This is a genomic window from Aquisalimonas sp. 2447 (assembly GCF_012044895.1).
Lineage (GTDB): Bacteria > Pseudomonadota > Gammaproteobacteria > Nitrococcales > Aquisalimonadaceae > Aquisalimonas.
Genome location: NZ_CP050695.1, coordinates 1,495,736 through 1,521,769, shown reverse-complemented (window position 1 = coordinate 1,521,769; position 26,034 = coordinate 1,495,736). Strand labels below are relative to the sequence as shown.

Annotated in this window: 23 protein-coding genes and 2 pseudogenes; 4 read left to right on the top strand and 21 right to left on the bottom strand. The window is 61.1% G+C overall.

Annotated elements, in window-relative coordinates; all coding sequences use genetic code 11:
- Positions 1 to 73 precede the first annotated feature (73 nt).
- From KU884_RS07200 to KU884_RS07165, 8 genes are read right to left on the bottom strand one after another with little or no spacing between them, the layout of a single operon-like run.
- Positions 74 to 1,399 carry a HipA domain-containing protein gene (locus KU884_RS07200; protein WP_167782023.1) on the bottom strand — a complete coding sequence of 442 codons (1,326 nt, stop codon included), beginning with the start codon at positions 1,397 to 1,399 and terminating at the stop codon, positions 74 to 76.
- The gene (locus KU884_RS07195) at positions 1,389 to 1,928 is read right to left on the bottom strand and encodes a hypothetical protein (protein WP_167782022.1); all 540 of its coding nucleotides are present in this window, start codon (positions 1,926 to 1,928) and stop codon (positions 1,389 to 1,391) included. Before KU884_RS07195 ends, KU884_RS07200 begins: the two co-directional genes overlap by 11 nt.
- Before the next feature lie 9 nt (positions 1,929 to 1,937).
- A complete protein-coding gene (locus KU884_RS07190; protein WP_167782021.1) occupies positions 1,938 to 2,720 on the bottom strand; it encodes a nucleotidyltransferase domain-containing protein in 783 nt (260 codons plus the stop codon).
- On the bottom strand, positions 2,713 to 3,234 hold the full coding sequence (locus KU884_RS07185; RefSeq protein WP_167782020.1) for a hypothetical protein: 522 nt from the start codon (positions 3,232 to 3,234) through the stop codon (positions 2,713 to 2,715). Before KU884_RS07185 ends, KU884_RS07190 begins: the two co-directional genes overlap by 8 nt.
- Entirely contained in the window at positions 3,227 to 4,036 is an 810-nt protein-coding gene (locus KU884_RS07180; protein ID WP_167782019.1) for a metallophosphoesterase, read from the bottom strand. The genes KU884_RS07185 and KU884_RS07180 overlap by 8 nt, the downstream gene beginning before the upstream one ends.
- Positions 4,036 to 4,890 (bottom strand): Fic family protein, encoded by an 855-nt coding sequence (locus KU884_RS07175; protein ID WP_167782018.1) that lies wholly within the window; start codon positions 4,888 to 4,890, stop codon positions 4,036 to 4,038. The genes KU884_RS07180 and KU884_RS07175 overlap by 1 nt, the downstream gene beginning before the upstream one ends.
- A 10-nt stretch (positions 4,891 to 4,900) precedes the next feature.
- Positions 4,901 to 5,653 (bottom strand): metallophosphoesterase, encoded by a 753-nt coding sequence (locus KU884_RS07170; RefSeq protein WP_167782017.1) that lies wholly within the window; start codon positions 5,651 to 5,653, stop codon positions 4,901 to 4,903.
- 59 nt (positions 5,654 to 5,712) lie between these two features.
- Positions 5,713 to 6,507 (bottom strand): metallophosphoesterase, encoded by a 795-nt coding sequence (locus tag KU884_RS07165; protein WP_167782016.1) that lies wholly within the window; start codon positions 6,505 to 6,507, stop codon positions 5,713 to 5,715.
- A gap of 389 nt (positions 6,508 to 6,896) precedes the next feature.
- On the opposite strand from KU884_RS07165, the gene KU884_RS19265 reads away from it, so the two are divergent.
- Positions 6,897 to 7,337 (top strand): antitoxin Xre-like helix-turn-helix domain-containing protein, encoded by a 441-nt coding sequence (locus KU884_RS19265; RefSeq protein ID WP_371807951.1) that lies wholly within the window; start codon positions 6,897 to 6,899, stop codon positions 7,335 to 7,337.
- Positions 7,338 to 7,536: 199 nt separating this feature from the next.
- Here the strand turns inward: KU884_RS19265 and KU884_RS07155 are convergent, their stop codons facing one another.
- From KU884_RS07155 to KU884_RS07145, 3 genes are all read right to left on the bottom strand, one after another.
- The gene (locus KU884_RS07155; RefSeq protein ID WP_167782014.1) at positions 7,537 to 7,923 is read right to left on the bottom strand and encodes an antitoxin Xre/MbcA/ParS toxin-binding domain-containing protein; all 387 of its coding nucleotides are present in this window, start codon (positions 7,921 to 7,923) and stop codon (positions 7,537 to 7,539) included.
- A 157-nt stretch (positions 7,924 to 8,080) separates the two neighbouring features.
- The gene (locus KU884_RS07150) at positions 8,081 to 8,359 is read right to left on the bottom strand and encodes a type II toxin-antitoxin system RelE/ParE family toxin (RefSeq protein ID WP_167782013.1); all 279 of its coding nucleotides are present in this window, start codon (positions 8,357 to 8,359) and stop codon (positions 8,081 to 8,083) included.
- Positions 8,359 to 8,643, bottom strand: coding sequence for a CopG family ribbon-helix-helix protein (locus KU884_RS07145; protein ID WP_167782012.1), 285 nt, complete (start codon positions 8,641 to 8,643; stop codon positions 8,359 to 8,361). Before KU884_RS07145 ends, KU884_RS07150 begins: the two co-directional genes overlap by 1 nt.
- Before the next feature lie 1,202 nt (positions 8,644 to 9,845).
- On the opposite strand from KU884_RS07145, the gene KU884_RS07140 reads away from it, so the two are divergent.
- Positions 9,846 to 10,907 carry a hypothetical protein gene (locus tag KU884_RS07140; protein ID WP_167782011.1) on the top strand — a complete coding sequence of 354 codons (1,062 nt, stop codon included), beginning with the start codon at positions 9,846 to 9,848 and terminating at the stop codon, positions 10,905 to 10,907.
- A 52-nt stretch (positions 10,908 to 10,959) separates the two neighbouring features.
- Positions 10,960 to 11,304 (top strand): hypothetical protein, encoded by a 345-nt coding sequence (locus tag KU884_RS07135; RefSeq protein WP_167782010.1) that lies wholly within the window; start codon positions 10,960 to 10,962, stop codon positions 11,302 to 11,304.
- Positions 11,305 to 11,325: 21 nt separating this feature from the next.
- Here KU884_RS07135 and KU884_RS19260 read toward each other — a convergent pair whose 3' ends face one another.
- The 4 genes and pseudogenes from KU884_RS19260 to KU884_RS07120 all read right to left on the bottom strand — a co-directional run bounded on the left by KU884_RS19260 (position 11,326) and on the right by KU884_RS07120 (position 18,701).
- Positions 11,326 to 16,659 carry a sacsin N-terminal ATP-binding-like domain-containing protein gene (locus KU884_RS19260; RefSeq protein ID WP_371807961.1) on the bottom strand — a complete coding sequence of 1,778 codons (5,334 nt, stop codon included), beginning with the start codon at positions 16,657 to 16,659 and terminating at the stop codon, positions 11,326 to 11,328.
- Positions 16,657 to 16,824, bottom strand: a pseudogene (locus KU884_RS18940) (transposase); the annotation flags it as partial. The pseudogene KU884_RS18940 and the gene KU884_RS19260, both read right to left, overlap by 3 nt.
- 73 nt (positions 16,825 to 16,897) lie before the next feature.
- Positions 16,898 to 17,491: pseudogene (locus KU884_RS07125) on the bottom strand (hypothetical protein); the annotation flags it as partial.
- A gap of 151 nt (positions 17,492 to 17,642) precedes the next feature.
- Positions 17,643 to 18,701, bottom strand: a complete 1,059-nt coding sequence (locus KU884_RS07120) for a MobA/MobL family protein (RefSeq protein WP_167782008.1) — start codon at positions 18,699 to 18,701, stop codon at positions 17,643 to 17,645.
- A 247-nt stretch (positions 18,702 to 18,948) separates the two neighbouring features.
- On the opposite strand from KU884_RS07120, the gene KU884_RS07115 reads away from it, so the two are divergent.
- The gene (locus KU884_RS07115) at positions 18,949 to 19,353 is read left to right on the top strand and encodes a hypothetical protein (protein WP_167782007.1); all 405 of its coding nucleotides are present in this window, start codon (positions 18,949 to 18,951) and stop codon (positions 19,351 to 19,353) included.
- Positions 19,354 to 19,503: 150 nt separating this feature from the next.
- Here the strand turns inward: KU884_RS07115 and KU884_RS07110 are convergent, their stop codons facing one another.
- From KU884_RS07110 to KU884_RS07085, 6 genes are all read right to left on the bottom strand, one after another.
- On the bottom strand, positions 19,504 to 20,685 hold the full coding sequence (locus KU884_RS07110) for a pyridoxal phosphate-dependent aminotransferase (RefSeq protein WP_167782006.1): 1,182 nt from the start codon (positions 20,683 to 20,685) through the stop codon (positions 19,504 to 19,506).
- A gap of 83 nt (positions 20,686 to 20,768) precedes the next feature.
- Positions 20,769 to 22,379: an IS66 family transposase gene (locus KU884_RS07105; protein ID WP_167781900.1), complete on the bottom strand. Its 1,611-nt coding sequence runs from the start codon at positions 22,377 to 22,379 to the stop codon at positions 20,769 to 20,771.
- A gap of 45 nt (positions 22,380 to 22,424) precedes the next feature.
- Positions 22,425 to 22,793, bottom strand: a complete 369-nt coding sequence (gene tnpB / locus KU884_RS07100; RefSeq protein ID WP_167781899.1) for an IS66 family insertion sequence element accessory protein TnpB — start codon at positions 22,791 to 22,793, stop codon at positions 22,425 to 22,427.
- Complete coding sequence (locus KU884_RS07095; protein ID WP_167781898.1) at positions 22,793 to 23,095, bottom strand: IS66 family insertion sequence element accessory protein TnpB; 303 nt, start codon at positions 23,093 to 23,095, stop codon at positions 22,793 to 22,795. The genes tnpB and KU884_RS07095 overlap by 1 nt, the downstream gene beginning before the upstream one ends.
- A gap of 637 nt (positions 23,096 to 23,732) precedes the next feature.
- Positions 23,733 to 24,533, bottom strand: a complete 801-nt coding sequence (locus tag KU884_RS07090; RefSeq protein WP_167782005.1) for a PP2C family serine/threonine-protein phosphatase — start codon at positions 24,531 to 24,533, stop codon at positions 23,733 to 23,735.
- Positions 24,530 to 26,026 (bottom strand): DUF2779 domain-containing protein, encoded by a 1,497-nt coding sequence (locus KU884_RS07085; RefSeq protein WP_167782004.1) that lies wholly within the window; start codon positions 26,024 to 26,026, stop codon positions 24,530 to 24,532. Before KU884_RS07085 ends, KU884_RS07090 begins: the two co-directional genes overlap by 4 nt.
- Between the last annotated feature and the right edge of the window lie 8 nt (positions 26,027 to 26,034).

The following is a 26,034-nucleotide window of genomic DNA, read 5'->3' as shown; positions in this document are numbered from 1 at the left end:
GTTAGAACCCATTCAGAATCTGCGGTCGTTGATTCGGTGCCTTGACTTGAAAGGCAGACGCGTGTAAGGGCGCTCAGAGAAGCGCATCATGGACTTGCTCGGCAAACTCCAATCGAACACCGGAGTGGCGCAACATCCGGTCTGGTGCGCCGACGTCAGCCAGCACTCGCCCGAGATCGCGAAGGCGATACACTCGTGCAGCAAACAGTTCTTTGGCGTGCACAGGGTCACGGGCGCACTGCTCCAGCACCTTGCCGTATGCCGGGAGTTGCCCGGCCTGCATATACTCACTCGGCCAGCGCGTGGCCCTCGATAGCCCCTCGGGGTCAAGCACCATAGGTGCCAAATCGTAATACGGTGCCAGCCCGGTTTCTTTCTGCGTCTTGCGCAGAGCAACGTTGCGGCCATGGTTGTCGACGTTCCCGATCACCGTGTTCACGACATCCTGGACGAGATAGTCGACCAGCACGGTGTCACTGTCGGTCGCGGCGACCAACCGCCCGGCGACATTGAGATGATCCAGTGCTGCACCATCCCCGATCATCCCCATCACGGAGTAAACCGACTCCACCCCAAATCGATTTCCACCTTCGCGATCGAAACGTGGCAACCACAATGACGGGGGCGGCCCGTCCTGCTTCAGGGTTGTTCCGCTCAGCGTATTGATGCCACGCGCACTCAGGACCTGATAGACCGCGGCCTCCCCCTCCAGCACGGCGACATCGTCAGGGCTCTTCCGTCCCCGCGGAAACTTGACCAGCCAGTGTCCATGGATCTCGTCATCACCTAGCGTTCCTTCCAACGCATAACGACCAGCACCGTCCTCTGCCAGGAGAACCTTCGGAGCCTCACCACCAGCCCCCAATGCAGCGGCGACCGGCACTCCGGTCCGGATTCCGTCATCGATGATGCCCTCGCCCAACCCGACCACTTCATCCTTCGTGAAGCGCGGGACTCGAGCCGTATCAAGCTTCGCCGCGAATGCCTCAGCGGCAGCCTTCACCCGCAGATTCCCGACAGGGGCGACACAGCCATGTGCAAGCAGTGGCAGATCCGCCCGCGGCCCTGGATCATGCCGGTAACCCAGATGTTCCAGCATCCGACGGCGGCCAAAGCCTTGCGGGATGATGTCCCGAAGCACTGCCGCGACCACACCATCCTCATAGGTTGCGTCGAAGCGCACGGGCAGGTTGACACCCAGAGCGTAGGCACCAGCGAGCACCTGGTCCTCTGGCCAGTTCGCCGCATCCAGAGCACGAGCGACATACTCCGGCCTGTACGTGGCACGCAAGGGGCTCCGAAGCCCCTTTGACTGGTCAAGAAAAGAGACCACGGCTGCATCATGCCATTGGTCGTTCCAATGGATCTGGATGGTCAGCCGGACTGCTTCAGCGCCCACGATTTGGCCCTGCCCCGCCGAATGGGTCGCAGCCTGCCGCGATGACCGCCGCATACACGGTACGCAGCCGATCCGCATCTGCGAGCGCATTGTGTGCACCCCACTGCTGCTGATGCTGCTCTATAGCATCACGGGCGGCGTCCCGCACCTCGCCCGCAGGCAGACCGGCAGTATCGAGCCGCCGCGCGGAAGCCGCGAGATTCTTGGGCCAGTGTGATGTGCCCAGCCAATCCCGAAACAGGCGCATATCGATTTCCGGGAAATCCGTCACGACCTCGTGCTCCCCGGGAAGCGCATCGACCCAGGCCTGCACCCGCACCCGGGCAGCCGTAGAGTCCGACGCATAACTGCCGCCCATCAACGCCGGCAGCACGGTGGCGCGCACGAAGGGGGAACAGTCAGCGCGATGCCAAGTGTCCGTGAGCTCCACATAGAGCGTATCGACGGGCGCGGCACCCGCAACCAGGCCGAAGCTGATGAGGAAGGGCACCTCTTCGTCGGTGTACTCGGTATCCAGAAAGATGTGCATGCGCTCCCCTTACGCCTCACCGCTGAGGACATCCCGGAATAACCGGTTCAGTTCCTCGAGCACGGCCGGGCGCGTCTCAATGTCCGGGCGCCCCTCACCGTGGAACCCCGCCTCGTGCCGCGCGAGCTCCTCCCGGATAAAGGCATCGATCAACGGCATCGGCGGCCCCACACCGAGTTCCTCCGTGCGCCGCTTGCGCTCGAGCAGCGCGTCGATCTCCGGGCGCAAAGCCTCGGGAGCAAACGACTCCACCAGCTTCTGAAACTCCACCGGTGGGAGACAGCCGGTCGATTCAATATGGCGAATGGCAAGAAGTGGGCGGAGGACGTAGAAGTACTTCTTCAGCCGCACCGCCTCACCATCAAGAAACTCACCCGCATTGCCGCGCGCCATATGCGCGTAGTGGTAACACAGGCCGCGGGCATCGACCGCTGTTGCAGCCAACTGCTGGAGCCGTTCGCGGAAAGCCCCCTGATCCCGGTACACGATGGGGCTGTGCAGCCACTCCAGCAACGCGCCATTCGTGCGGCTGAAGAGCTTCAAGGCCTTGCGGATGTCCCAGCCCGCAATATCGAGGGCATCGATGATCGGGCACTCAATCACGTCCCGGCGATGCTCGACATCAATCCTGAGATACCACTCAACCGGACGGGCGTAGATGAACCGGACATCAAAGTCCGAATCCGGAGAGGCGAATCCCCAGGCACGGCTACCCGACTCACAAGCATAGAGGACCCTGACCCAGTGCTCGGTCTCGAGTTGCTCCAGGCGCTCCAGGATGCGCTCACGCATGACCCTGCTCCTTCATCGCCTGGCGCGTCAGCCAGTAGACCGCGAGCAGGAACCGCACATCGCTGTCGGCCTCGTGCTGGCGCCCACCGCGTGCGGCCTCGGCGCGCTCGAGAATCTGTGTCACCAGGCGGTACGGCAGCCGAGCCGAGGGATCCGGGTGGATGTGCCAAAACGAGCCGACCTGGAAGGCGGGATCTCGGCCAGCGGCCTCAAACAGCCGTCGGCACCAGAAAGCGTCCATGCGCGGAGCGTCACAATAGACGGTCCTGCCGGCAAGCACCGCATTCATCCGCTCGGCAACCCAAGCCACCGGCTTGCCGCAATCGCGCAGCAGGTGCCGCGGGATCCAGTGAATCGCCTCCGCCTCCGGATCCCAGTCCTCCCAGCCCGGCGCGGGGTCAATGTAATGCGCTTCCACGTGACCGTGCGGATCCGACCAGGCGACCTCGATCGGATAGCTCTCCGGCCCCAGCCCGGAGGCCTCGAAGTCAATCATGCCCGGAAGATCAGCCATCACCTCGTCCCTCCTGGAGATCCACCACCCGTTCGGGATCGAAGCCCGCCACAGGCTCGATCCCGGCGTAACCGCGCGCATTGGCCACCACTCGGCAGCCGGCAATAGTGGTGTCGACACACGCATGGGTGTGACCGTGAATCCATAGTGCCGGGCGCGTGCGACGGATGAGGTCGCTCAGATCCGAGCCGTAGGCGAACGACAACGGCGGGCCGTCCAGCCCTTCCGGCAGATACGGCGCGTGGTGGGTGACCACCACCGGGACCTGCCCGTCGGCGTGTGCCTGCAGCACCGCCTGCTCGATGAAGGCACGTGAGATCTGATGCAACCGGTACGCCGTGTGCGGCCGAAAGGGGCGCCCATAGGGCGCCGCCTCGGTGCCGCAGCGGATCCGCTTGAAGTCGTTCATCGACTCACCCGCGACACGCATCGTCTCCGGGGCGCCGGCGTTGAAGTCCGTCCAAAGCGTCGCGCCGATGAACCGCACCCGATCGAGGTCTTGGGCGTCGTTGTCGAGGATGTGCACGTTGCTTGCCTCCAACCCCGCAAGGTACGCCCGGAGTTTCGTCGGCAATCGCGTGGTCGAGCCGTCCTTGTAGTACTCATGATTGCCGAGCACCTGAATAACGGCCCGGAAATGCGGCGCCTGCCTCGCGGCGAAGCACGCGGCCTGGCGGTCTACATCGGTATCCCCAGCGAGCACCAGCACACGCTCCTGATCGGCATCGGTGACGTCCAGCAAGAATGGGACATTCTTCCTGGATTCACCGCGCCCGGCGATCTCCAGATGCAGGTCGCTCATTACGCGCAGCTCCACGGGGTGCCCTCCTCTGTAAAGCTGTGGCCCGCGCAGGCTACGGGAGTCCGGCTAAGACACCGGTCGACTTCACGCTGCAGCGCATCGAGCATCGATCCGCAATAAGCCACGAGCCCGGCCTGCGACAAGGCCCCACGGCCGTCCAGGTCACCGTGGCGCGGGGCGTCCGCCTGCGCGAGCGCTGCGCGGTACTGCGCTTCAGCCCGGGCAAGTGCGGCCGAGACCGACCACGCGACCCCACAGTGCAGACCCGGGATGCGCAGGCGGGCTTCGAGGTCCAGGCGCGCGAGACGCCCGTTTCCATCGCGGTACGGGTGGATATAGAGCAGGCGATGATGGGCGCACAGCGCATCCACCACCGCGTCAGCCTGCCGTGCCGAGTCGGAGTGATAGGCACGCGCCCAGTCGGCCATCAAGCCGGCCACCCGCTGCGTGGGCGGGGCCTGGTGCCGGGCGACGACCACCTCCTGCTGTCGAAAGTCGCCCGCCGGCATGCCGTCCACCACACCGTGCGCTGCCAATCGGGCATGCACGCGGCACAGCGCATCGATCCACCCGTCCGGGGTGGTGTCGGTTATCGCGGCGAGGATCTCGCGTGCTTCGCGCAGTGCCGCCACTGCCACGGTCCTTCGACAATGCGCGCCGACCAGCCCCTCGATTCGGTTGGAGGCGATCAACTCGACGGTCGCCACGCGCGGCTGCCGCACCGGGCCGCGATTCTGATGGATCGCGGCGGCCAGGGCGGAATCGGCTGCGATCAGCCGCGCGCACTGCCGATGCAGTCCGGGAAGCGCCGGATGATCGGCGGTAGGTCGCGGTGGTGTGAGGCTGTGCAGCATCGTCCGTCCCCTACAGTGGCGTCATCGGGTCCGTGACATCGACGAGCGTGAGCCCCGGGCGGCCCTCAGTGACGTGCGCCCACGTGTCGTACCAGGCGGGTTGTTTCAAAAACGCCCCACTGTCCAGATGGATGCGATTGCCGACACGCCACGGCCGGAATCCCGTGTCCGCGCGGATCGTGTGACCGTGCAGCACCGCGCGCACGTCCGGCAGCACGGCCTGCGGGTCGTCGGCCTCGGGCAGTTCACCGGCCTTGAGCGCCCGGAGGTAGCGCCGGCCCTTGACCAGCGGGGCCAGCGCGGCCATGTCCGCCCGGTCTGCGAAGACCTGCTCGACGCGGCACCGCAGGTCCGTCCAACGCTCGATATCCTCCGGGACCTCGGCGTGGACGACGCCGATCAACGCGTCGCCGACGGGGATTTCAAGCAACCACGGGAGGGCGTCGATGTGGGCAGCCACTTCGCTCTGTCCCTCGGCGTCCAGCGCTGCCAACCAGGGCTCCATCGGCAGCCGGAACCGTGCCACATCGTCGGCATGGACATCCGGTCTGTTCGCCAAGAGTCGCACGGCCGCGGCGAGGTCATGATTGCCCATCACGCTAGTGAACCAGGGCTCCTCTAGCAGTCGCAGCGCGGCGAGCGAGTCCGGACCTTTGTCGACCAAGTCGCCGACACACACCACGCGGTCAGCCACCGGGTCGAACGCCACACGCGTGAGCGCCTCGCGCAGGTCGTCGACCATGCCGTGGAGGTCGCTGACCACAAGATCCCGTCCCCGCGTGTTGCGCGGGAGCTGCGCGACCGCGCGGCCAATCGTCCGACCTACCATACCCACCCCCGGACAGGCACATGAAAGCGCCCCGCCGGACGTCGCCCAGCGGCTGACGCCTGGCGGAGTTGTTTTGCCTTTCCGTAGTCGATGGCACCAAAGACCCGCGCCTCGCCCACGCCATCCGTCACGCCCCGCAGTCCAACGCCGAGTACAGTGAGATCGCCTTCTGCGGCGTCAAAGCGATAGGTGAGATGCGTGTGACCGTGGACGATGAGCCCTACCCCCATTGCTCGGGCGAGATCGTCGATCACCGCGAATCCCAGCGGATGGCAACTCGGGGCCTCGTGAGTGACGAGCACATCCGCTGCTTGCTCCTTGAGCGCCGCAACGTCCTCGGGCCAGATCGCCGCGCGCAGCTTGCGCGGGAGTCCCTCGCGCCACACGTTTCCCTTGCCGATTGTTGCCAGGCACTTCGCACGCGTGCGCTCGCGGGGTTTCCCACTTCTTGGGTGCCACACCCGGCCCTGAAAATGCCCGCCGAGGCCGGCAACCCGCACGCCACCGATCGTTGTCACACAGCCGTGCAGGTTGTGCTGGGCGAGCTTGTGTCCAAACGTTAGATCGTAGACCGCGTCAGATTCGTAATCGTGATTGCCCGGAATCCAGTAGACGTCGCCCGCGCCCCGCGCCGGCTCGAGTGCTTCCGCAAGCGACTGCGCCTCCAGACCGTAGTCACCGAGTAGGATGGTGACCGGTGATTGCGTCAATGAGGCAATGGAATTGATGGGATCGAATCCGCCGTGCGGATCACCACCGAAGAGCCAGTGGGCATCGAGACAGGACATAAAGAGCACCCCCAAACGCAGCGAAGCCGGGCGGGGCCCGGCTTCGCATGAACAATCAGCACACAAACGCGCAGCTCCCGCTACCTCCGAGGTATTCGGGTGATTCCTATCTTTTGCTGCGCGTGGGTCGTCATGATCTCGTAATCCGTGATGGGTGATGCTTCGGGTTTACAGTAGCAAGCGCGACGAGGTCTGGCAACCCACATCACTCACATAACCACATGACCTTGTTGCAATTGTCTTCATGACGACAACACCGCACCCCCACGCGGAAATCGCCTTACAGAAAGTACCTACCACCATCCGTGTGTTAGTTTGATCCTCCCGGACAAGGCCGCAGCCATGATGCCGCTAGTCGGCACAAGGCCTGATTAATCCAGAGGCCAGCGATGTGTTCATCCAGAGTCTTGACTGCCGTTCTAGAAGAAGCGACGCCCTCTCGGGAAGTTGGCTTGCGAGATAATACAATCGAACTCTATTGGATTGTAAGATCGGGATTTCCCATACTCGCCATAGCTGCCCTAATGCGAGAAACCACCCTAGAAATACGTGATGTTGATCGACTAATCGTCAACCGCAGAACATTAAGAAGGCGAGAAAAGAACCAACGGGCTCTCTCGGTAGAGGAGTCTGAAAGAGTACTTCGGCTCGCTCGTACATTCGATGATGTGTATTCCTACTTCGACGATTTCAATTCGGCTGATTCGTGGGTGAGGCGGAAATCGCGGTTTCTACAAGGGGTATCGCCACTAGATGCCGCTACAACGGAAATCGGGCAGAAACTAGTCAGTAGTATGCTGATCAACAGCAGGCATGGTTTCGCGGTTTGATCAGTCGTATTCGGCAAATCCCACTGACCCGAGCGCTATCCTTGCTCCCGAATTTCATTCAGCGCGAGGCCAAGCGGACAGCCGCCATGCACGGGAGACTCATCTGCTTACTCTGTGCCTGCTTGCCCTGTCCCGGAGAATCACTTTCAATCTTCGTCTGCAGCGCGTGCCGAAAGCGTTATAGGCCAGGTGATGCTGATCACAAATGTCCAAGTGTCTTGGTGTAACGCCGGACCCGTTCGATCCCGGGCAGGCCTTCGTGACGCATGATGTCAATCGGCCGCTCATAGCCCAGACCTTTAATCGGCTGATGCACCCAATCGTCCCGCCACTGCGGAGCATCCGGGGCGAATTCCTCCAATGACCGTTGGATCGAGAGAATATTCATCGCCCTGCGGCAGCTCTCCTCATCATGTGGCAAAATCTCCACGCCTTCACGCAGGCGGCCTAGATATTCCGCGTCGTCAGCACAAGCGCCAAGTAACTCCAGTTTCTCGCCGCCCGCGATATCCCATACGTCGAAAATTCGCATGAGTTTCTGAGTAGCCTCGCGCCGTATACCTCTGTCCTGCAGCCAGTCCTCCATGAACTGGGATCTGCACGCTGGTCGCGACTCGTCCACGGCCTTACCTCGCCATCACCTCGAGCCCTGCTCGTCAGTTTATCCAATATTGTCTAACTGCTGGGGCGAGCGCAGGCTCGTCGATCTCCCCGGTGATTGTCGCGCAGTTCGGAATCCGGAACTATGGCCACTCAAGCTTTGCATGAAGGACCTGCAAGATCCACACGCTGCCGCTCTCTTCATCGATGCAATAGACAACCAGGTAGTTGCTCGCAATGACAAGCTCGCGCGTGCCCTCGACGCGCCCTACCCTGCCAAGCCTTGGGTGATCACCAAGGGCGGCGACATGCCCGAGGATGGCGTCATCCAGGGCGACGGCCGCAACCGGGTCATCCTGGGCGATGTATTCAGTGATCGTGGCCAGGCTCCGGCGGGCCGGCAGTGTCCAGTCAATGCGCACTACTCGGACGGCTCGCCGCCCAGGAGTCGGGCACGGCGTTCGGCTGCGTCATCGGCAACAGTGTCTTGAGGCACGGTGTCGCCGCGTTTTAGCGCATCCAGGCCCTCGTGCACCTGGTCTCGGAACCAGCGATCGTATGAGACTTCACGCTCCATGGCTGTCGCATAGTCAGTCATCAGTTGGCGCAAGACCTGGGAGCCGGAGCGATGTTCACTGCGGGCCGCTGCGTTGAAACGCTCTTTCAGGGCTTCATCGATTCTGACCGTATAGTTTGTGTCCGGCATGGGCTCACCTTCCGCGCGAGGCCGTTGTGTGTCGTGCAATGTTAGTGCATTTTCCAGAAGGGTCAAAGTCGAGGCATCCCCGGCGTTGTGTCAACACAACGGCGCCGGCGTGTTTTTGCGTTGCTGCCGATTGCCGGGGCCCTCGCCGAGGCCCTCGATTGGGTGGCGACTAAACAGTCCGTCCTGAATAACCCGTCACGAATCCTGGTTGAGTTTCTTTCGGCCACGACGGCGACTGCATCGCTCCGCGCAGGGAACCGTGCGCTCCGTCTACGAATAAGTCCTTCCGCATGCATACCCAGTACGAGTCCGTCAGCCACCGACCGCAGGCCGTCAGCGAACTCGTGGACGGCATCGGCGACGTCCCGTATGGAGGAAGTGCTGATGTCCGCCCCGCTTCACCGTTAGCAAAGCCGGTGGGACAGGCAGGGCTGGATAACCGAATGACAACGACACTTAACTGAAGGATGAGACCAATGGGTGGTCGCGCCGAGATGGATAGACCCGACACGATGATCGTTCACCACCGCCCCGACGCGCGGAATAACATGGACCCGGAGTCCATTCCATACCTTCGACGCTGATCCGGAAGCCGCGGTGGCTGCGTTTAGGGACTAAGCGGATCATTCTGCGCGGCTTGGTATCCCAAGTATGCCAGTTCGCTCGCTGAGGGCTGTCGACTCACGCGATGCTAGACGATCTAGCGATACCGGATGCCGGCGAAATGCCTCGAGGCCACTTGGGCCAAGGCCCTTTGAGCTTTCCAAACCGGGGACCAGAGCTGTCCCTCCCGAGGCATGCACTGGGCAAGGATTTGGTGAGGATTTCTCAAGAACCTTTCGGGGCCCACTGCCAATCCTCAAACACATCCATTGCCATATCCCACACTGGACGTCCTCGTTCAAGTTCGCCCATCTAGACTCCTATCGATGGGCACCCACGGACTCAACGTCTCGACGCGACCCGTTGCTGACGTTTCTGCTGGATCGACTCTTGTCCGCTGAGGAGCAGCGTAATACGCGGCGCCGTCAGATGATTGGTTCGCGCTCACTTTCCCGTACGCGGTAACCTACTGATGTGTCGGATGCTCTTGCTAGCCATGTCGGGACGGATCCGCTGCTATGACGCCAGCACAATGATCGAATCAGCGTGAGCGCCTTTCATTCATTGTTAGGCACTCGAATGCGAGTCTGGAGTCTCCTATGGCCTTAATTGAAACCTATCAAAACGCGCTCCAAAGGAAGCGCGCAGAGCTAGCTAAGTTAGCTTCTGACAGGGCGAAGATTCAGAAGAAGCTGGCGGATTATACAGTCAAAGCCCAGAAGGCGTCTGAGGGCGCCAGCAAGTCAAGGAATGGTTCCACAGCAAGTAGCAAATTCCGCGAAGCCGTACGGCACGAAAAGAGTGCGAGCAAAGAAGCGGACAAACTGGCTAAGCTGGAGGCAAGGATGGCGACCAAACATAAAGAGATCGAAACGGCTCAGCGAAAGGTCGCCGAGGTGGAAAAAAAGATCGACCAGAGAAGGCAGAAGGACCTTCAGAGTCAGAGAGAGGCTCATGAGCGGCAGCTTCGTCAGGTCGGCAAGGCCTTGTCGAGACATGATCGGATGCACCGGGACACCATGACTGAATTGGAAAGATTGAAGAACTTGCCAGAGAAGATAACAGTGGCGTTTTTTGCCGCTAATCCGCTTGATCAGAGTTCTCTACGGCTAGATGAAGAAGCGCGCGCTATACAGGAGATGTTAAGGAAGGCGCAGCACAGAGATTCTGTCACCCTAAAATCCTTCTGGGCAGTTCAACCAATGGATATTCTTCAAGCCCTGAATGAAAGCCATCCGGCAGTCGTTCATTTTAGTGGGCATGGCTCTCAGGATGACGAGCTAGTATTTCAGGATAGCGTTGGCGGGACCAAACTTGTAACTAAGGAAGCCATTGTGCAGACGATGGTAGCGTCTACAGGCGACATAAGATTGGTCTTCTTTAACACCTGCTACTCCAGAAAGCAGGCTGAGCTCGTTGTTCAGCACGTCGAAGCAGCCATAGGCATGGCTGATACTATCTCTGACCAAGCTGCCAGGATTTTCTCTTCTCAGTTTTACTCAACGATTGGCTTTGGGCTCTCAGTGGCTAAGGCGTTTGAGCAGGCGAAAGCCGCGCTGATGTTGGAGGGGGTTCGTGAGGAGGAAACGCCAGAATTGTTCGTTCAGGACGGCATTGAGCCTGATGATATTGTGGTAGTTAGGCCGGAAGGGGTAGTGTAGGGAAAATGAATTTAACTGTATTAGATCTTACACTTAAGGCGCGAGTAATTCAATGTACGAGAACGAAACCCGTATCATTAAGCCTTTTCGAGAAATCTTTGCCTGCCCCGAGAAGGCCCTCATCATCCTCGATGAGCATAATCCCTCCCCGCAGGACCTTGAGCGTATCCTTGCAAAGCTGTGGGAGTTTCGTGTCGACATGCCTAAAGACTCCGAGCCCGTTCGTGCCGCATGCGATGTTGTGCGTGCGACTCTAGACCGGCGGCTAAATGAGCAACATATCTCCGCTATGGAGCGTCTCTCCGCTAGCTCGGATAGTTTAGGTAAAGCGAACCTTTGGTTAGGAGGCGGTCTCGCTGCGTTGGCAGGAGTGCAGATCATCGTCATGATCTGGTAGGCGGATCGAGACTGGATTTCCCTATCTACGTTCGAATCGCAGACGGACAGAGCCTCGCCCCACCGTAGTGAATCGATTGCGGGTGGCTTCACCCATCGGATTTGGAAGTTGGAGGACGTACCATCGGTCCGGCGAGAAGACGTACGGGACGTAAAGGATGCGGTAGCGCCGACGTCCGTCCTTCGACGCGCCACCGGCGACCCGTAACTCATTTGCAGTGAGCTCGAATTCCCCGCTGTCCTCAAGGGATGACTTGACCTCATAGAGCCATTCGGCCTGGGGCGTCATCACCCGGAAATCGTAGCCCGCCGCGTCATTGCCCCCATCGCCACCGAAGAAGTACGCGCGGTTCTCCGAGACCCAGCAACTTTCATCGACATATTCGCTGTGGCGTCGGCACAGGAACTGATAGGCGAGCCACTCCCCGGTCAGGCCCATCGCTTGCCGTTGTGTATCCGTCAGCTGTCGTTCGCGCCTGCGCGCCCCACCACCCGCTCCCACAGCGCCTGCACCGCCGCTCGGCTGGTCCGGGTTGTCGAACGCCACGAGGCGGGTCCGCTGCCGGCTCCGCTCGAACCAAGTCTCGTCGTTCTCTAGGAAGCCGGCAGCCAATTCCTGGAGGTTCTCGGCGAACTTCGCATCGCCCGTGTCCAGTGAAGTCCCCGCGAACAAGATGCTACGTCGCTCGATCTCCCTTTGTTGTCGTTCACGCTCTCGACGCTTTTCTTCTACCTTAACGTCGTCCCTGGTGAGCCCGAGAGTCTCGCCGTCGAGGGTCTCGGGCATGCCATCTGGCCAGCAGCCGGCACGCCTGCAAAGGCCCGGAATGTCCTCGGAGCCAATCCACTCGAAATCGAGAAGCCCGCTGTTTTCGAGATGCCTGGCAACGGTCTGTGCGTCACCCTGCTGCCAGGGTTCCGGCAGCGGCCTGTCGTTTCTCTGGCACCAAACGCCGATAACCGGCGCTGCTTCCATCGCAAACTCGCGTACGGCTTTGCGGTTCGCGTCGACCACTCGCCTGTATGCCGGCAACTCAACCGCAACGTCTTCCCCCAGCGCTTCCGCCAGAAGGTCGGATACGTGTGCCTCCACGGCCTCCATCTCCAGCGTCTCCCGCGTCAAAATCCAGTTCGTGTCGAACGCAAGGAAGGCCAGATTCTTTCGCTCCACGTACGCGGCAAGATCGCGGCCGGCGCGGAAGTCGGCCGCGTGATGGCGTCTTAGCCGGTCGATGATCGCCGGCCGCATACGTCCGAGATAAGCGTCGTACAGTTGCCGCAACTCCGCCTCGTTGGACAAAGGCGCTTCGCCCAGATCCAACAGAACACGGTTGAACGTCGCATAGTCCAGGTCCAGCCTGCCGCGCAGTTCGGTGCGGTTCGCCGACTGTTCGCAGGCATCGATCAGCTCATCGGGCGCGTATTCCTTCCCGGCCAGATGCAGCTCCAGCCACTCGCGCGCGTCGAACCGGTTGCCGGCGCGGTCGACGTCACTCAAAAACTGGCGCGCGAGGTGGGGGTCGCCATAGTAGCCGACGACCGGTATCAGCAGGTGCAGGATGTGCTCCAGGTCTGTTCGCAGCGCGGCGCGAAGGTCCAGGATCGTCCGCACATCGCACTCAAGCGCGCTTGCCAGTGCTTCATCGTCCGGCGCCTCCAATCTATCGGACGACCGATCGAACGCCAGCCGCAGCAGGAGCGGCTCGAGAGAGCGAAGCCTGCCGTCGATCAGACGGGAAATGCCGCCCGACAGAGTGCGGGCGAGCGAGCGCCAGTTAACGACCAGATCCTCGTTCAGGATGAGAGTGGGGAAGTCCTCGTGCTCGAACGCGTACCAGCGCAACTCTTCATTCGTCGATACCTCGTCGTCATCCACAACGAGCTTCATGGCCTCGCAATGCCGGACCCGTATTGTCCGCGCCCGTCTATCGACAGTCGTGCTTTGGATGCCGCGCTCCAGGCGCTCACCTCGGAGCTCATGCCCTATAACGATGACCTCGGGGAGCCATTCCAATCCCAGAGAAGTCAGTAACGGGTCGCTCGCACGCGGGGCGAAGGGCGCGCCGTCGACGAGCAGTTTCACGCCGATGCCGTCGAGGCGTCGCGGGACAAAGGCACCTGTCACCTCCAACAACTCAGCAACCCGCTCGGTCGCGGCCGGTCCCACCTCTAGGACCGCCTGACCAGCCGAGGACAGAATGCGTGCCTCGAAGCTTTGCGCGTCCTCTGTAACGATGACCGCTGCAGGTGTATCGGACTCGCCGGTCAGCGCTTCAAGCTGTCCCCAGCGCGTCACGATCAGGCTTAAGTCCGCAGGCAGTAAGTTACCTGTCTCCACCACCTCCTGCCACGCACGCCGATATTCGTTTCGGAAGGTCGGGCGATCATTGGAGGAGAGTCCCACGGCGACATCCGCCAAGTCCCGCAGCCGCTCAACGGCCGTTGCCTGACTGTGCCAATCCCGCAGGCACAACGCGTCACCGAAGGCCAACTCCGAAAGGCCTTCCCCCTCCGACAGATCGACTAGCGCTTCGGGCACACGGTCGATGAACCGCGGTGGGCCGCGGCGGCGGACCCGCGAGCCCCAACATTCCTTGGGGCTCCTGAAAAAAAGCCCTTCCTGGGAGACTGCGGCAATCCATGGCTTCGAACGCAGGAAGGATGCCAAAGGCGTCGGCAGTTTCCGTCGATCCCAGTCGCGCTCGTTGCGCTCGAAGCGGCCGACCTCGAACTGGAAGTATTCAGTCCCGTGCGCTTTCAGGTGCTCAAAGATGAGCATGCACATGGACTCTCGGGCGCCTTCCGGCAGGGCATCGTGTTCAATCTGCCCCGGTAATCGCCAAGCCTCGCCTTTCATCCGGTATTCGGTATACGGATATTTGAAAGAGACGTGCGCTACCTCTGCGCACCAGTCCTTGTCCAGACCTTCAGCGGCTTTGCCGCTTTGCAGGACGTAATCCCACAAGTTCGAAGGCGAGCCCTTACATACAAGCCGCGCGGGCACCGGCCTAAATCCGTCGACAACACCGATAAGCTCCAGGAATCTGGTCCAATGCCGCTTCGCATCTTGCACCGAAACCGGCCAATTTTGCTGTCCGACCAACAGCCGATCGCGTACTCGCCGGCAGTCCGGCGAGTCGTCTGCGGCCTCGATCAGGTAGTTCTCAAGGACTCTTCCGACCGACGTCCATGAGGACGAGAAAGCGCACTCACCCGCCGGGTGCCAACCCGAAAGCGTTGGCACATAAAGGCCTGCCTTCTGCAGCTCTTCCTCCAGCCGCACCCCTGATCCCGCACGCCACACTTGGAATGCCCACGCAAGCGCCTCTTGGCGACGCTTGTCGTTTGCCTCTCGCCCCAAGGCCGACTTTAAGCCTGCCAGCGCTTCTACCGGGTCGTACTCGCGCACTAGATTGGCTGCGGTGAATGCCTCCAGCGTCTCCCGTCGAAGGCTGATCCGCTCGTAGAGAAACCGGTAGCGACGTGCCAGCGTCGCGGGCGGCAGGGGGACGCCTGCTTTCTTTCGCTTACCCTTCGAGACGTCACCTCGAACAAAAACGCCGGTCCGTTTCTCATCATCGATACCTCCGGCGCGTCGCAACTTACCCGATCGGTCATAGAGGATGGCTTTCCCGTCCAGCGCTTCCAGCGGCGCGTTCGCGGTTTCGAACACGCGCGGAAGGTCGTCGTAGAAACGTGACCAAGTGCGCGGCGCCGCTTTGCGTTCGAGCAAAGATCGGGCGAACGCTTCGGACCATTCAGCCAGCTGAGCTTCTGAAGGCGTCAACCGATAGACACCGCGGCTCGCGACCGCCTTCAGGCGTTCGATTCGCTTGCTATCCAAATCTTCCGAGACCAATTGCGCGCCGACGTACTTGGCGACTGTTCTGTCCTTGAGGACGGAGAACGTGCCTTCCGGCCAGATTCTGATCTCGGACAGGCAGGACCAGGCCCTTTGCCCTCTTTCCACAATGGCCGGAATGACGGTGGCCTCCTGCAGGGAACTGCCCGCCTCATTTAGCGCAGTATTGAGCTTTCCCGCCTGTTCTCCACTCCAAGCGAATAGGTCGAATACGGCTCGCGCAGGGATGGCCATATCCCGCTCGACGATTGAGAGTGCCGCTGCGGCGCATGTCTCTGCTGCCGCTTCCATCAGAGTTTCGTTTAGGGGGAGCTCCAGATCCGCGTCGCGTCGGTCGATATCTGCAAAGAATGGGGCATCGAGGTAGCCGAGAAACGGGGAATCAGCTTCTTCACCCATGGGCAGGAAGTTGTAGAGGCGGCCTTTCGTAACCGTTGTAGTGGACATACCGACTGCTACAGATACAACCGGCGCGCCCTTCCAGTTTAGCCACCGCTGGAGTTGAGGCGCGGTCGAGATGCTTCTCCCAACGGCCTCCAGAATCCGCTGTCTATCTACCTCCCGCCGGACAACCAGGAAGCGGCAGCCCTCGCCAACATCGACTTCGTACATTGTTGTACTGGGAAGCGAAGGAACATCGCCAACCTCCGTCTGGCGCCGGGACAGACGTCGTCGATACGGTCTATGGTCCGGTCTTTCGATATCGATCCGGATCTCTGCGATGCGGTCGAGGAACAGCAGGAGCGGCGCATCCAAGTGGGCGAGCGCTTCCACCTGCCTGCTTGCCAACGTAACCGCCTCCGGCGTCCGCAGCGGGGCGGCGATAACCGTCATGTAGCCGCGTCGAGCATATGCGGCGATTTCGTTAGGGTGGTCCTCCAGCGGGCGAGGGACGAGATACCGCGGAATAGTTTTCGCGACGGCAGCGCTCGTTGGTGCATCGACGCCGGTGGAGTGAAGGATGTCCTCTATCTCGCTGACCTCTGCGAAGCGGAAGCAGTAGCCGTCGAACCCGCCGCTCCGAGAGGCGCCGTTGCGCGAGTAAATGTGCACGTCGTCGGTTAGCGCTTCGATGCTCCTGAAGCCGAGACCCTTATTGCCGATGCCTTCACCGACCTCCTTGGCGCTGGTGGCCAGGTTGCGGATCGCCTCCACGTCTTCCCAGCGGAAGCCTTTCCCACCATTTGCGACGTAAAGTACGCCTTCGCTTTCCGAACGGATGGCGAGCTCGATCGCAATCCGGCCGTCGTTACCGGAACGGTGCGCGTCGTGCGCGTTCTGAATCAACTCATAGAGAACCCGATCACCGTATTCGGTGCCTATGACCTCGTCTAGGTTCCGAAGGCTTTGATAAACCTTCAAGTTGCGCTTGTGGGCATCCACGGCATGCTCGAGTAAAGAACGAACATGCCTCTCCAGTTCATCGGCCGGTGCCGTATCGGAGCCGGTCTCAGCACGAACACCCCTCGGATGTTCTTCGACCGCGTCGTACATGCCCTTGAGATCCGAGGCCTCATTGCCACCGTAGCGTGATTTCCAGTTGTAGTAGGTCGCCTGGCTGATGCCGTGCTTGCGGCACACGTCTTTCACCGCCATGCCGGCGTCGGCTTCCTTCAGGATGGCGACGATCTCGGACTCGCTGAATCGGGACTTTCTCATCACTACCTCCTGGCTCTACAGTCTGCCAGAAGGCTCCAGGAACGTGGTGTCTACGCATGGGGGAAGGCTACGAGACGCCGTGGGCCTGGAGGATGCTCTCGCCCTCCCCGGCTACATCGGAGGCCGTAAGCCTCAGTCGTTCCCGGTCCTGCCGGGCCTGCTCCCTCCGGGCCACAATCGCCTGGACGCCACACCCCACTCCGCGAAAGACAAGCCCGACGGCTTGGACCACAACACTGATGAGTGCTGCCACCATGGCAAAGAGGAGATAGGCTGCCTGCATGTAGGCGGCCTTATGGCCGCGCACTTGCACGCCGGCCATCTTGAACGAAGAGCGTCCGGGTCGGACCCAATTGAAGGCCCCGACCGGCGTCTTGGTGGATACCGGCGCACCCGACTTTGACAGGTTCAGCTTGGCGGCATCGGACCCGTACCGTCCGCGGAGGATGAAGCGCCCGTTCTGGAAGGCCACCTGGGTGTTCTTTGCCAGCCGCGTCGACACACGCACGCCATGGCTGGTGTTACCGGTGACGTTCACACCCGAGACCTTCGTGTGAGCCCGCAGAGACACGCCACCAGTGCGGCTTGCCCGCAGGTAGTTGCCCGTGTGCTCAATGCGCTTCTGGCGACCGTCCCGGTCCTTTTCGCCGATTTTCAACACGCCCATCACTATTAGCTTTTCCAGTGGATCGGTTGGATCTGAGTCTCGGTGCCGGCCTCCCGGGGAGTCAACGCCGCACGCAATTGGAATTTCCCAACAGGCCAGGTTCGTAGACTGGTTACGGCCATCCCGAACCCCCTGCACCGACAGCTTCACCTCACTCGGGATCTGGCCAGTCATCACCATCTTGGTGATCCAGATCCTCGTGATTCTCACCCCAGCTTTCGTGGTATGACTCCGGACCCTCGTACTCGCTAGGGTCGTGTGCATCCAAGGCGTCTTGCAGGTCGTCATCCCAGTCTTCGAGACCCTCATCAAACCCTCTATCCGGGTCCGGTGAAAGGTACTGATCCGGTGTCACGGTATCGTCGGACGTGTCGGGTCTGCCGGCCTCCAGATCTTCATGGACAATTCCCGTGTCAATGCACTCTTCTTCGTCATTCGCCACCTCCGCCCGTATCTCGGCACGAACGAGCCTGATCTGCTCATCCAACCTCCGGATCTCGTCGATGATTCGGTTGAGGTCACCCCGCTCCGTGCGTACGCCACCCTGCTCTTTCCTGACCGTGGCTGAACCGAGATGGATCGTGGGTATAGGCGCTACGGCCAAACCGTCGTACACCTCGGCGTAGCTTCGATAATCGACTCTGGCAGAAACTTTCGCTTTTTCGAGCGCAGCGTTCACCATCTGACCCCAGACCATGCGAGCTTGCCGGAACTCACGTCGACGGTTCGGCAGACCGTGTCTCTTGCGCTTCGAGCCGCTCCACTCTCGCGCCGCCTTGTCACCGAGATCCCATCCGTTCGACGCTCTTGTGGTTGTCATGAGATGAGCATGAGGATTCCCCGATTCAAGCGCGTGGATGCACAGATCGACAGCCACCTCGTAGCGCATCCGAAGCCAGTCCGCAAACCGTCGCGCCAGCCGAATCGAGCCTCTCCGATCAAGCTCTACGGGGAGAGCGATTTCATACTCCCGGGCGGTCGTGGAGTCTCTCCGACGCTCCGAGGTTTCCGCCGTCACCCAGAGCGCCTCTCTACTCCGCTTCCAGCCAATCAGTTCGGTGTGATCCACGTCGGTTCTGCCGCGATAGTCGTTGCCGCGACCAGTCAACGGACACTGGAATCGTGAGCCCGAACGGTAGGCAGCAGCGGCAACAGCCGACTGTCCCGAAGATCTCTGTATCGGCCGAACGTGAAAATGATAGATCGCCATGCGAAGACCCCTAGTGATGCGCAACCCTTTTGGCGGCCCACTCCTAAGTGCGCTGCAACGCCAATTGCCTTCAAGCTGGCACGAGACGGACCGATAACCAGTGCCTTTTGCGATGTGCATTTGGAGAGAAGGCGCGAACCTCCCATGCCATGGCGGAAAACGTCTGAAGTGCACAAAAGGCATTTGGAACGGAGCGCCAATGCGATCTCATAGGTAGCCAGTTCAGACACAAGAAGAGGTCAATACCATGAGCAAGAAGCTGGAAAACCTGGAGAAGGACCTGCAACAACTCAAGCAGCGGCAACAGCAGAAGTCACAGGAGATGCGCAAGGAACGAGATCGCGTTACTCACAGGCGAAGACTCGTGCTCGGTAAGTTCATGGAGCAGATAATGGAGAGGGATAAGTCAGAGGAGAAGAAAATCCTGCGTGGTCTGAACCGGGACCTTGTGCGCGAAGAAGACCGTCAGCTCTTCGACCTTCCCGTGACCAACCTCAATGGGTACACAACCGTTCAGAACACGATTCTGGAGCCGACTAACCCTCGGGAAATCTCTCGGGCTCGGCGACAGCTCATCGAGTCGGTATGCGGGGGCACACGGCTGTACCCGGTTAACGCGTGGCAGGATGCGAATAAGCCTGACGGCCAGTAGATCCGAGCGCGGTTTCCCTGATCTCCGGCGGGAACTTTCGTTCAGTCCACAATACCGGTCATGGGTACACAGTTCGTGCCCATGACCAGGTCATTAACTAGTGGCCTCAGAGACACGTCCACGTCTCTGAGGCACGGCGGAATTTGCACCCTATCCCAGCGCTTTCGCCAGCCGCTCCATCGCCTTCTCCAGGTTCTCCATGCTGGTGGCGAAGGAGATGCGGGCATAGCCGTCCAGGCCGAAGGCGGAGCCGGGAACCAACGCCACGTTGGCCTCATTGATCAGGTGCTCGGCCAGCTCCATGTCGTTCCTCACGCCAAGGTTCTTGATGGCGCCCTGCACACTGGGGAAGGTGTAGAAGGTGCCGTCGCCCTCGATGGCCTCGATGCCCTTGATGTCGTTCAGGGCCTTGACCACGAAATCGTGGCGTTCCTTGAACGCCTTGAGCATGGGCGCGATGCAGCCCTGGTCGCCCGTGAGCGCGGCCACCGAGGCGGCCTGGGCGATGGAGCAGGGGTTCGACGTGCTCTGGGACTGGATCTTCTTCATGGCGCCGATGACGTCCGCCGGACCGGCTGCGTAGCCGATGCGCCAACCGGTCATGGAGTAGCCCTTGGAGACGCCGTTGATGACGATGGTGCGGTCCTTCAGCGACGGACAGGCGTTGACGATGTTGGTGAACGGCTCGTCCGCCCAGAGGATGTGCTCGTAAATGTCGTCCGTGAGCACGAGTACACGCGGGTAGTCCTCGAGAACTTTACCCAGCGCCTCCAGTTCCACCCGGGTGTAGGCCACGCCGGTGGGGTTGGAGGGGCTGTTCAGGATCACCAGCCGGGTCTTACTAGTGAGTGTGGCTGCCAGTTGCTCCGGTGTAATCTTGAAACGCTGTTCCTTGGTAGCCTGAATTCTTTCCGGAACGGCGTCCGCCAGCAGAGCCATGTCCGGGTACGACACCCAGTAAGGGATCGGGATCACCACCTCGTCGTCCGGGTTCAGCACCGCCTGCATCACGTTGTAGATGCTGTGCTTGGCGCCGGCAGAGACCAGGATCTGGTTCAGTTCGTAGTCCAGCCCGTTCTGGTTGGCGAATTTCTGCTGGATCGCCTGTTTGAGCTCGGGCGTACCGTCCACGGGCGTATACTTGGTCTTGCCGGCGCGAATCGCCTCGATGGCAGCCTCTTTGATATGCTCCGGCGTGTCGAAATCAGGCTCCCCGGCGCCCAGGCCGATGATGTCGTGACCGGCCGCGCGCATTTCCGCGGCCCTGGCCGTCACGGCGAGGGTGGGTGAGGGTTTGACGCGCTGAACCCGGTTCGCGAGGGACTTGCTCAATATGGCCTCCGAGTGATTCTGGGACGTTGTCCGGGACTGCCGTAAGCGCCCGTAAATCGACCCACTTGCCCCGCAGGCGGTCGTCAGCTCTTTTTCGGAGCCGGCTCCAGGCCCGTATTCCAGGGCAGTAGCGCTTCGAGCTTCTCGACGGTGTCCGCCTCGCCGATGTGCGTGAGCACATGGTGGATGTAGGCCGAGGGGTCCAGGCCATTGGCCTTGGCGGTCTCGATTAGTGAGTAGCAGCTCGCGCTGGCGCGTGCGCCCTGGGTGGTATCGGCGAACAGCCATGCCTTGCGACCGAGCGCGAACGGGCGGATGGCGTTCTCGGCCAGGGCGTTACTGATCTGTAGATCCCCACGCTCGCAGTAGCCCACCAGGGTGTCCCACTGGTTCAGGGTGTAGTCCATCGCCTTGCGGGTCAGTGAGCCCTTCACGACCTTGCCGGCGTTGTCTTCCAGCCAGGTTTTCAACGCCTGGAGCCGGGGCAGGCTCTCGGCCTGGCGGATGCGATAGCGCTCATCATCGCCGAGATCCTTGATTCGGCGCTCAATGGCGTAGAGCTCTTGGATCGCCCCCAGCGCCACATCCGCCTTGGCGCTCTGGCGTTTGCCTTTGCCCTTCTTCTTGGGCGGCGCCGCCTTGGAGGCCTCGACAAACTTGCGACGGGCATGATCCCAGCACCCGATCCGGGTGATGGCGTTGTCCCGACACACCTGGCCGTAGCCGGAGTAGCCATCGGCCTGCAGGATGCCGCTGAAGTCATCGAGCAGGCGCACGGGCACGCTCCCCGCACGTGAGGGGTCGTACGCGAACAGCACCGTTGGCCGGCCAGGTGGCCCACCCCGGGTCACCCAGATCCATTTGTCGGACTGGGCGACCTTGCCGTCCTCCTTGAGGACCTGCATGCGGGTCTCATCGGCCTGGAGGTAGTCGCTGGTGTTCTGCGCCTCGCGCATGAGGTTGATCAGCGGGCTGAACACCGCATCCAGGCGGATGATCCAGTGCGCCATGCTGGTGCGACTGACCGAATGCCCGAGCCGCGCCAGCATGTTCTCCAGTCGGTACAGCGGCAGACCGTCGGCGTACTTCGAGGTGATGATGTAGGCGAGCAGCGCGGTGGTGGCAATGCATTTGCCCAGCGGGTGGACCGGCCGGGGCGCCGCCACTAGGGACTCCTCCCCGTCGTCGTGCTCGAACACGGCCTTCTCCTGCCAGTACTCCAGCACGCTCAACTGAGCGGGGATGAACTCAAGCTCCTCCTTGACCTTGGTGAAGAAGGTCTTGCTGGCACCGGCTTTCTCCTCGTCGCTGAGCGTGAGCTCAACGCGCCTGCGCGCCAGCGTGTCCGAGAAGCCCCGCTCACGCCGCTTGCCCGAGGTGCGCGGCGTCTCATCCGGGTCGGGTTCAGCGTCGTCCGGGAGTGCCTCGCGCAAGGCATCGATCTCGGCTTCCACCTCCGCCTCGTCGAACAGCGTGATCTGGTTTTGATGCTTCTCGCTACTGGCGGCGAACTTCTGGAGGGTCTTCAGGCGCAGCAGTTCTTCGAGCAGATCAATGCGCGTATCGCGTTGCCGGATGGCCTGCTCTTTCGAGGCCAGTTGTTGCTGAAGGTCACCGATAACGGCCATCATCTCAGCGGCGGAGAGGCCGCTGAGATCGGGAGCCGGAGGGGCGTTATCGGGCGTTGATTTCATTACGAAATCATACCAAAAACAGCGCCCTGGCGCACGCAAAAACGCCTACCCAAGCGCCTCGTAATGCAGCTTTTTGTGCCCCCGCAGCAGCGTGATGTCGTAGCCGTCGAGCAGCCAGTTGATCTGCTCCCCGCTCAGGCTCATCAACTCATCGCCCGGGGCCGGCCACTTGAACCGCTCCTCGGCCAGGGCCTTGTAGTAGAGCACGAAGCCGTTGTCTTCCCACATCAGACACTTGATCTTGTTGCGCTGGCGGTTGGTGAAGGCGTACAGCGCCCCGGTGAAGGGGCTGTGCCCGAGCTCCTGCTCGACGATCAGCGCGAGACCATGGGCCTGTTTGCGGAAATCCACCGGGGCCCGGTACAGGTAAATCTCCGGCAACTGCCGGGACGGGCGCAGAGACCGGTTGCGCATCACAACTGCCTCAGCACCGCGCCCAGCAACTCGATGTTGCCCGCGTGCAGGCCGGTGATCGACACACCGCCGGGCAACGAGACGGTCAGCCCATCCGCGGCGTCATCGTGTGCCACCGGCGCCACCCTGGCAAAGCCGGCCCGCGAAGGCGACTCGCCCGGGCCACGGAGCTTTCGCCGCCAGTAGACAAACTGGTGGTAGGTGAGTGAGTGTTGCTTGCAGAACGCCGCGCCGGACAACCCGGAGGCCGTCCACGCATCCAGCGTCTGTCGCCAGTAATGATGCAGCTCGGCGCTGGTCATACCGATTTCCTCCAGTGGTCAACGGGATGGAACCAGTGTGACCAGTACTCAGACCAGGGAATAGGTGCCGATTCGCTGGCGCTTACGGACTGCCGGCTGAGACGCCGTACTTCGGGCTGGCATAATATCAGCCATGAATCCTGATGGAATTTCTCCCGGCCACAACGGCGACTGCATCGCTCCGCGCAGGGAACCGCGCGCTCCGTAAACGAATAAGCCCTTCCGCTTGAGCTTTCAAAACCGATGATCGGAGCCGCCGTGTCCGTCCCGAGACATGCGCTGGCCACGTATTTCACGTATTTAATGAGGATTGCTCAAGAACCTTTGGGTCCGTTGCCAGTCCTCGGACACATCCATTGCCATATCCCACACTGGACGTTCCCGCTCATGTTCGCCCATATAGACTCCTCTTGATGGGAGCCCGCGGACTCAACGTCTCGACGCGCCCCAGAGCGGACCCTCGCCTGCGATAAAGGGGCGTCCGCTTCGGCAGGGCCTTACCTCGCGCACATCAGTGGCGGTGAATACGCCTCCCCGGATTCGGCCTTTTGGCAACTGCTTCACGGATTACGCGGACAGGTCTTGTCGGCTGCCGCCGGTATTCTCAGAAGGCGACCCACTGCCAAGTTTTATTGGGTCACGGAACAGGTGACTCACGGTATTGAATCGCGATCACTGTGATGTTGTCGTCACTCCCTGTCTCGATGGCCTTTGTGATCAGTTGCTGCGCCCGGCGGCTCGACTGACAACTTGTGCCGGCTGATATCCAGCTATCTGGTATCGCCTCGACCCCATCCGACGTGAGGACCACCTCATCGCCGTCCCTCAATTCCAGCGTGGTCAGGTCGTGCTGGGGCTTTTCCTCACTGGAGTCGGCAACGAAGCAGCGATCAAGACCATCGTATAGGGTGGCCAAACCCTCGGCCTCCTCCGGCAGAATCTCATGCTCCTCTATCATTCGAGCAAGAATCGTATGATCCGTAGTGAGCCGTTGGATTTCCCCATCACGGATGAGCCACCCCCGCGAGTCACCTACATGGTAGAGGGTCATGACGCCGCACGTGACCTCGGCGGCGATCAGCGTCGCTGACATGCCGTAGCAACGCTTCTGCGCGTTGATTCCGTCAATGAATTGCTCATGCAGTGCCCGGAGCTTGCGGCCGGGGTGTTTCGAGGGCTCTAGTCGATGGATGCTTGCGAGTAAGGTCAGCAGTTTGTGGCTTGCTCGAGCGGCACAGGGTGCCGTGCGAACTCCGTCACTCACCGCGAACAACGCATCGGTTGGATTCTCCAAAACGAACTGTTGCTCATGTTCTCCCTGAAAGACGGCGTCCTGGATGAGGTAGGCATCCTGGTTGCAGCGATTGCCGGCGCATCGATTGGCCGTGCTGGCAACAGAACAGTTCAGGAACGGTTTTACGGGTCGTTGGATCGTCATGCGGTCGCTTCGCGCAAGAGTGCTTCTCGCAGGTGGAACATGGCGAGGCTGTCCTGTTGGCAGTAGGCGCGCAGCGAGGATTCCAGGCGATCACGCTCGGTCGGATCCTTGCTTGCGAGCATTTGTAACCAGCCCCGGCCCGCAGCCTCGCCATCTGCGATCGCCATCCCGGCGTAGGACATCTCCGGAACCAGCGTTGGCAGCACCTGCTTAATGGAGTACGAGCCTCGGAACCCTGGGTGGTAGTAGTGCCGTCGCAGTATCGCTAACAGATCAACGATTCGCGGTTGTAGTGAGAGTAGCGTCGGCGCGAGTTGGGAGAGAGCCTTTGCCAGTTCCCGAATGGTTCGGCCCTCGTAACCCGAATAGACGACGATCGAGCCGTTCTGTCCAAGCGTTTGGATGAGGTGCTCGGCGAGTTCTTGGCGAGGGTCCGCTGATGGGGCAGTGGCTAGGAATTCCTGATGGATTGGCGCCTCGCCTGGTGCTCTCTGGGTGTGGCATGAGAACTGAAACGGCAATGCATCAAACGGCCGCATGCCTGTGTACATGGGGAGCGCAACCATGGCCGCTTCGAAGTCGAGGAAATGCAGCGGCCACTCCACGTTCTCCAGTGCCGCAAGGAGTTTGGGGCTGAGCCAGGGCTTACCCTCGACGGTGGCTTGTCGAACACGCTCCTGGATCTCCGACAACCGAACATCGTCCGGTATCGCCTCAATGGATTCGACGCCTCGCTCGAGCAGCGCCTCCCGCAATCCGTCTCGAAGATTAGGCAGAAGATCAATCGGGTTATCGGGTGTTCGCTTGCCTTGGCTGCAGTGGGCCCAAAAAGGACAGGTGTAGGGCGTGTGGCAGTGGGGTCCAATGTCTACGTCTGGGGCAGTGGAGCTGCTTGCGATGTGGTGGAAATGGTCGATCCATCTCTCCACGGCGTCGAATTCGTTCTGGCAGAACTCAGTCAGGTCCTCAAATTGGAACAACTCACCCAGATCGTAGGCACCGCCCGGGTAAACGTAGTCGCGGTTGAGCAGGAGCAGGCCGGCGGTACGCACCGGAATGCCCGCGCCCTTGAGGATCCAGTACTGCACGGCAACGTCGAATTGAAAGACCTCTTTGGCCCGCGTGGATGCCTTCACCTCAACGAGGTCCCACTGCTCTCCCGCTCTGGCGAGCACATCCACCCGGGTGAGGACGTTGTTGTGCTGGATCGCTGGTTCAAACAGCGCCGGCAGCTCGTGCTTGCGCATGAGCGAGTCAGTCTGCACGAGTGCGGTATCTGTCTGGCGATGATCGGCTTCGATCAGCGCACCGCCTGGATAACGCTCTCTCGCCAATTCCCCGATCGCATGGCCGGTATCAAAGATCGCTTGCTGTCGCTCATCGGGCTTTGACGCCAGCTTTGGGCGATGGATGCTGTTCCAAAGCCGGAGCGTGCATTGCAGGCCGGCGATGAAACGGGACTTGGACAGTCGGTAGTTGCGTACCTGGACCATCGAGACTG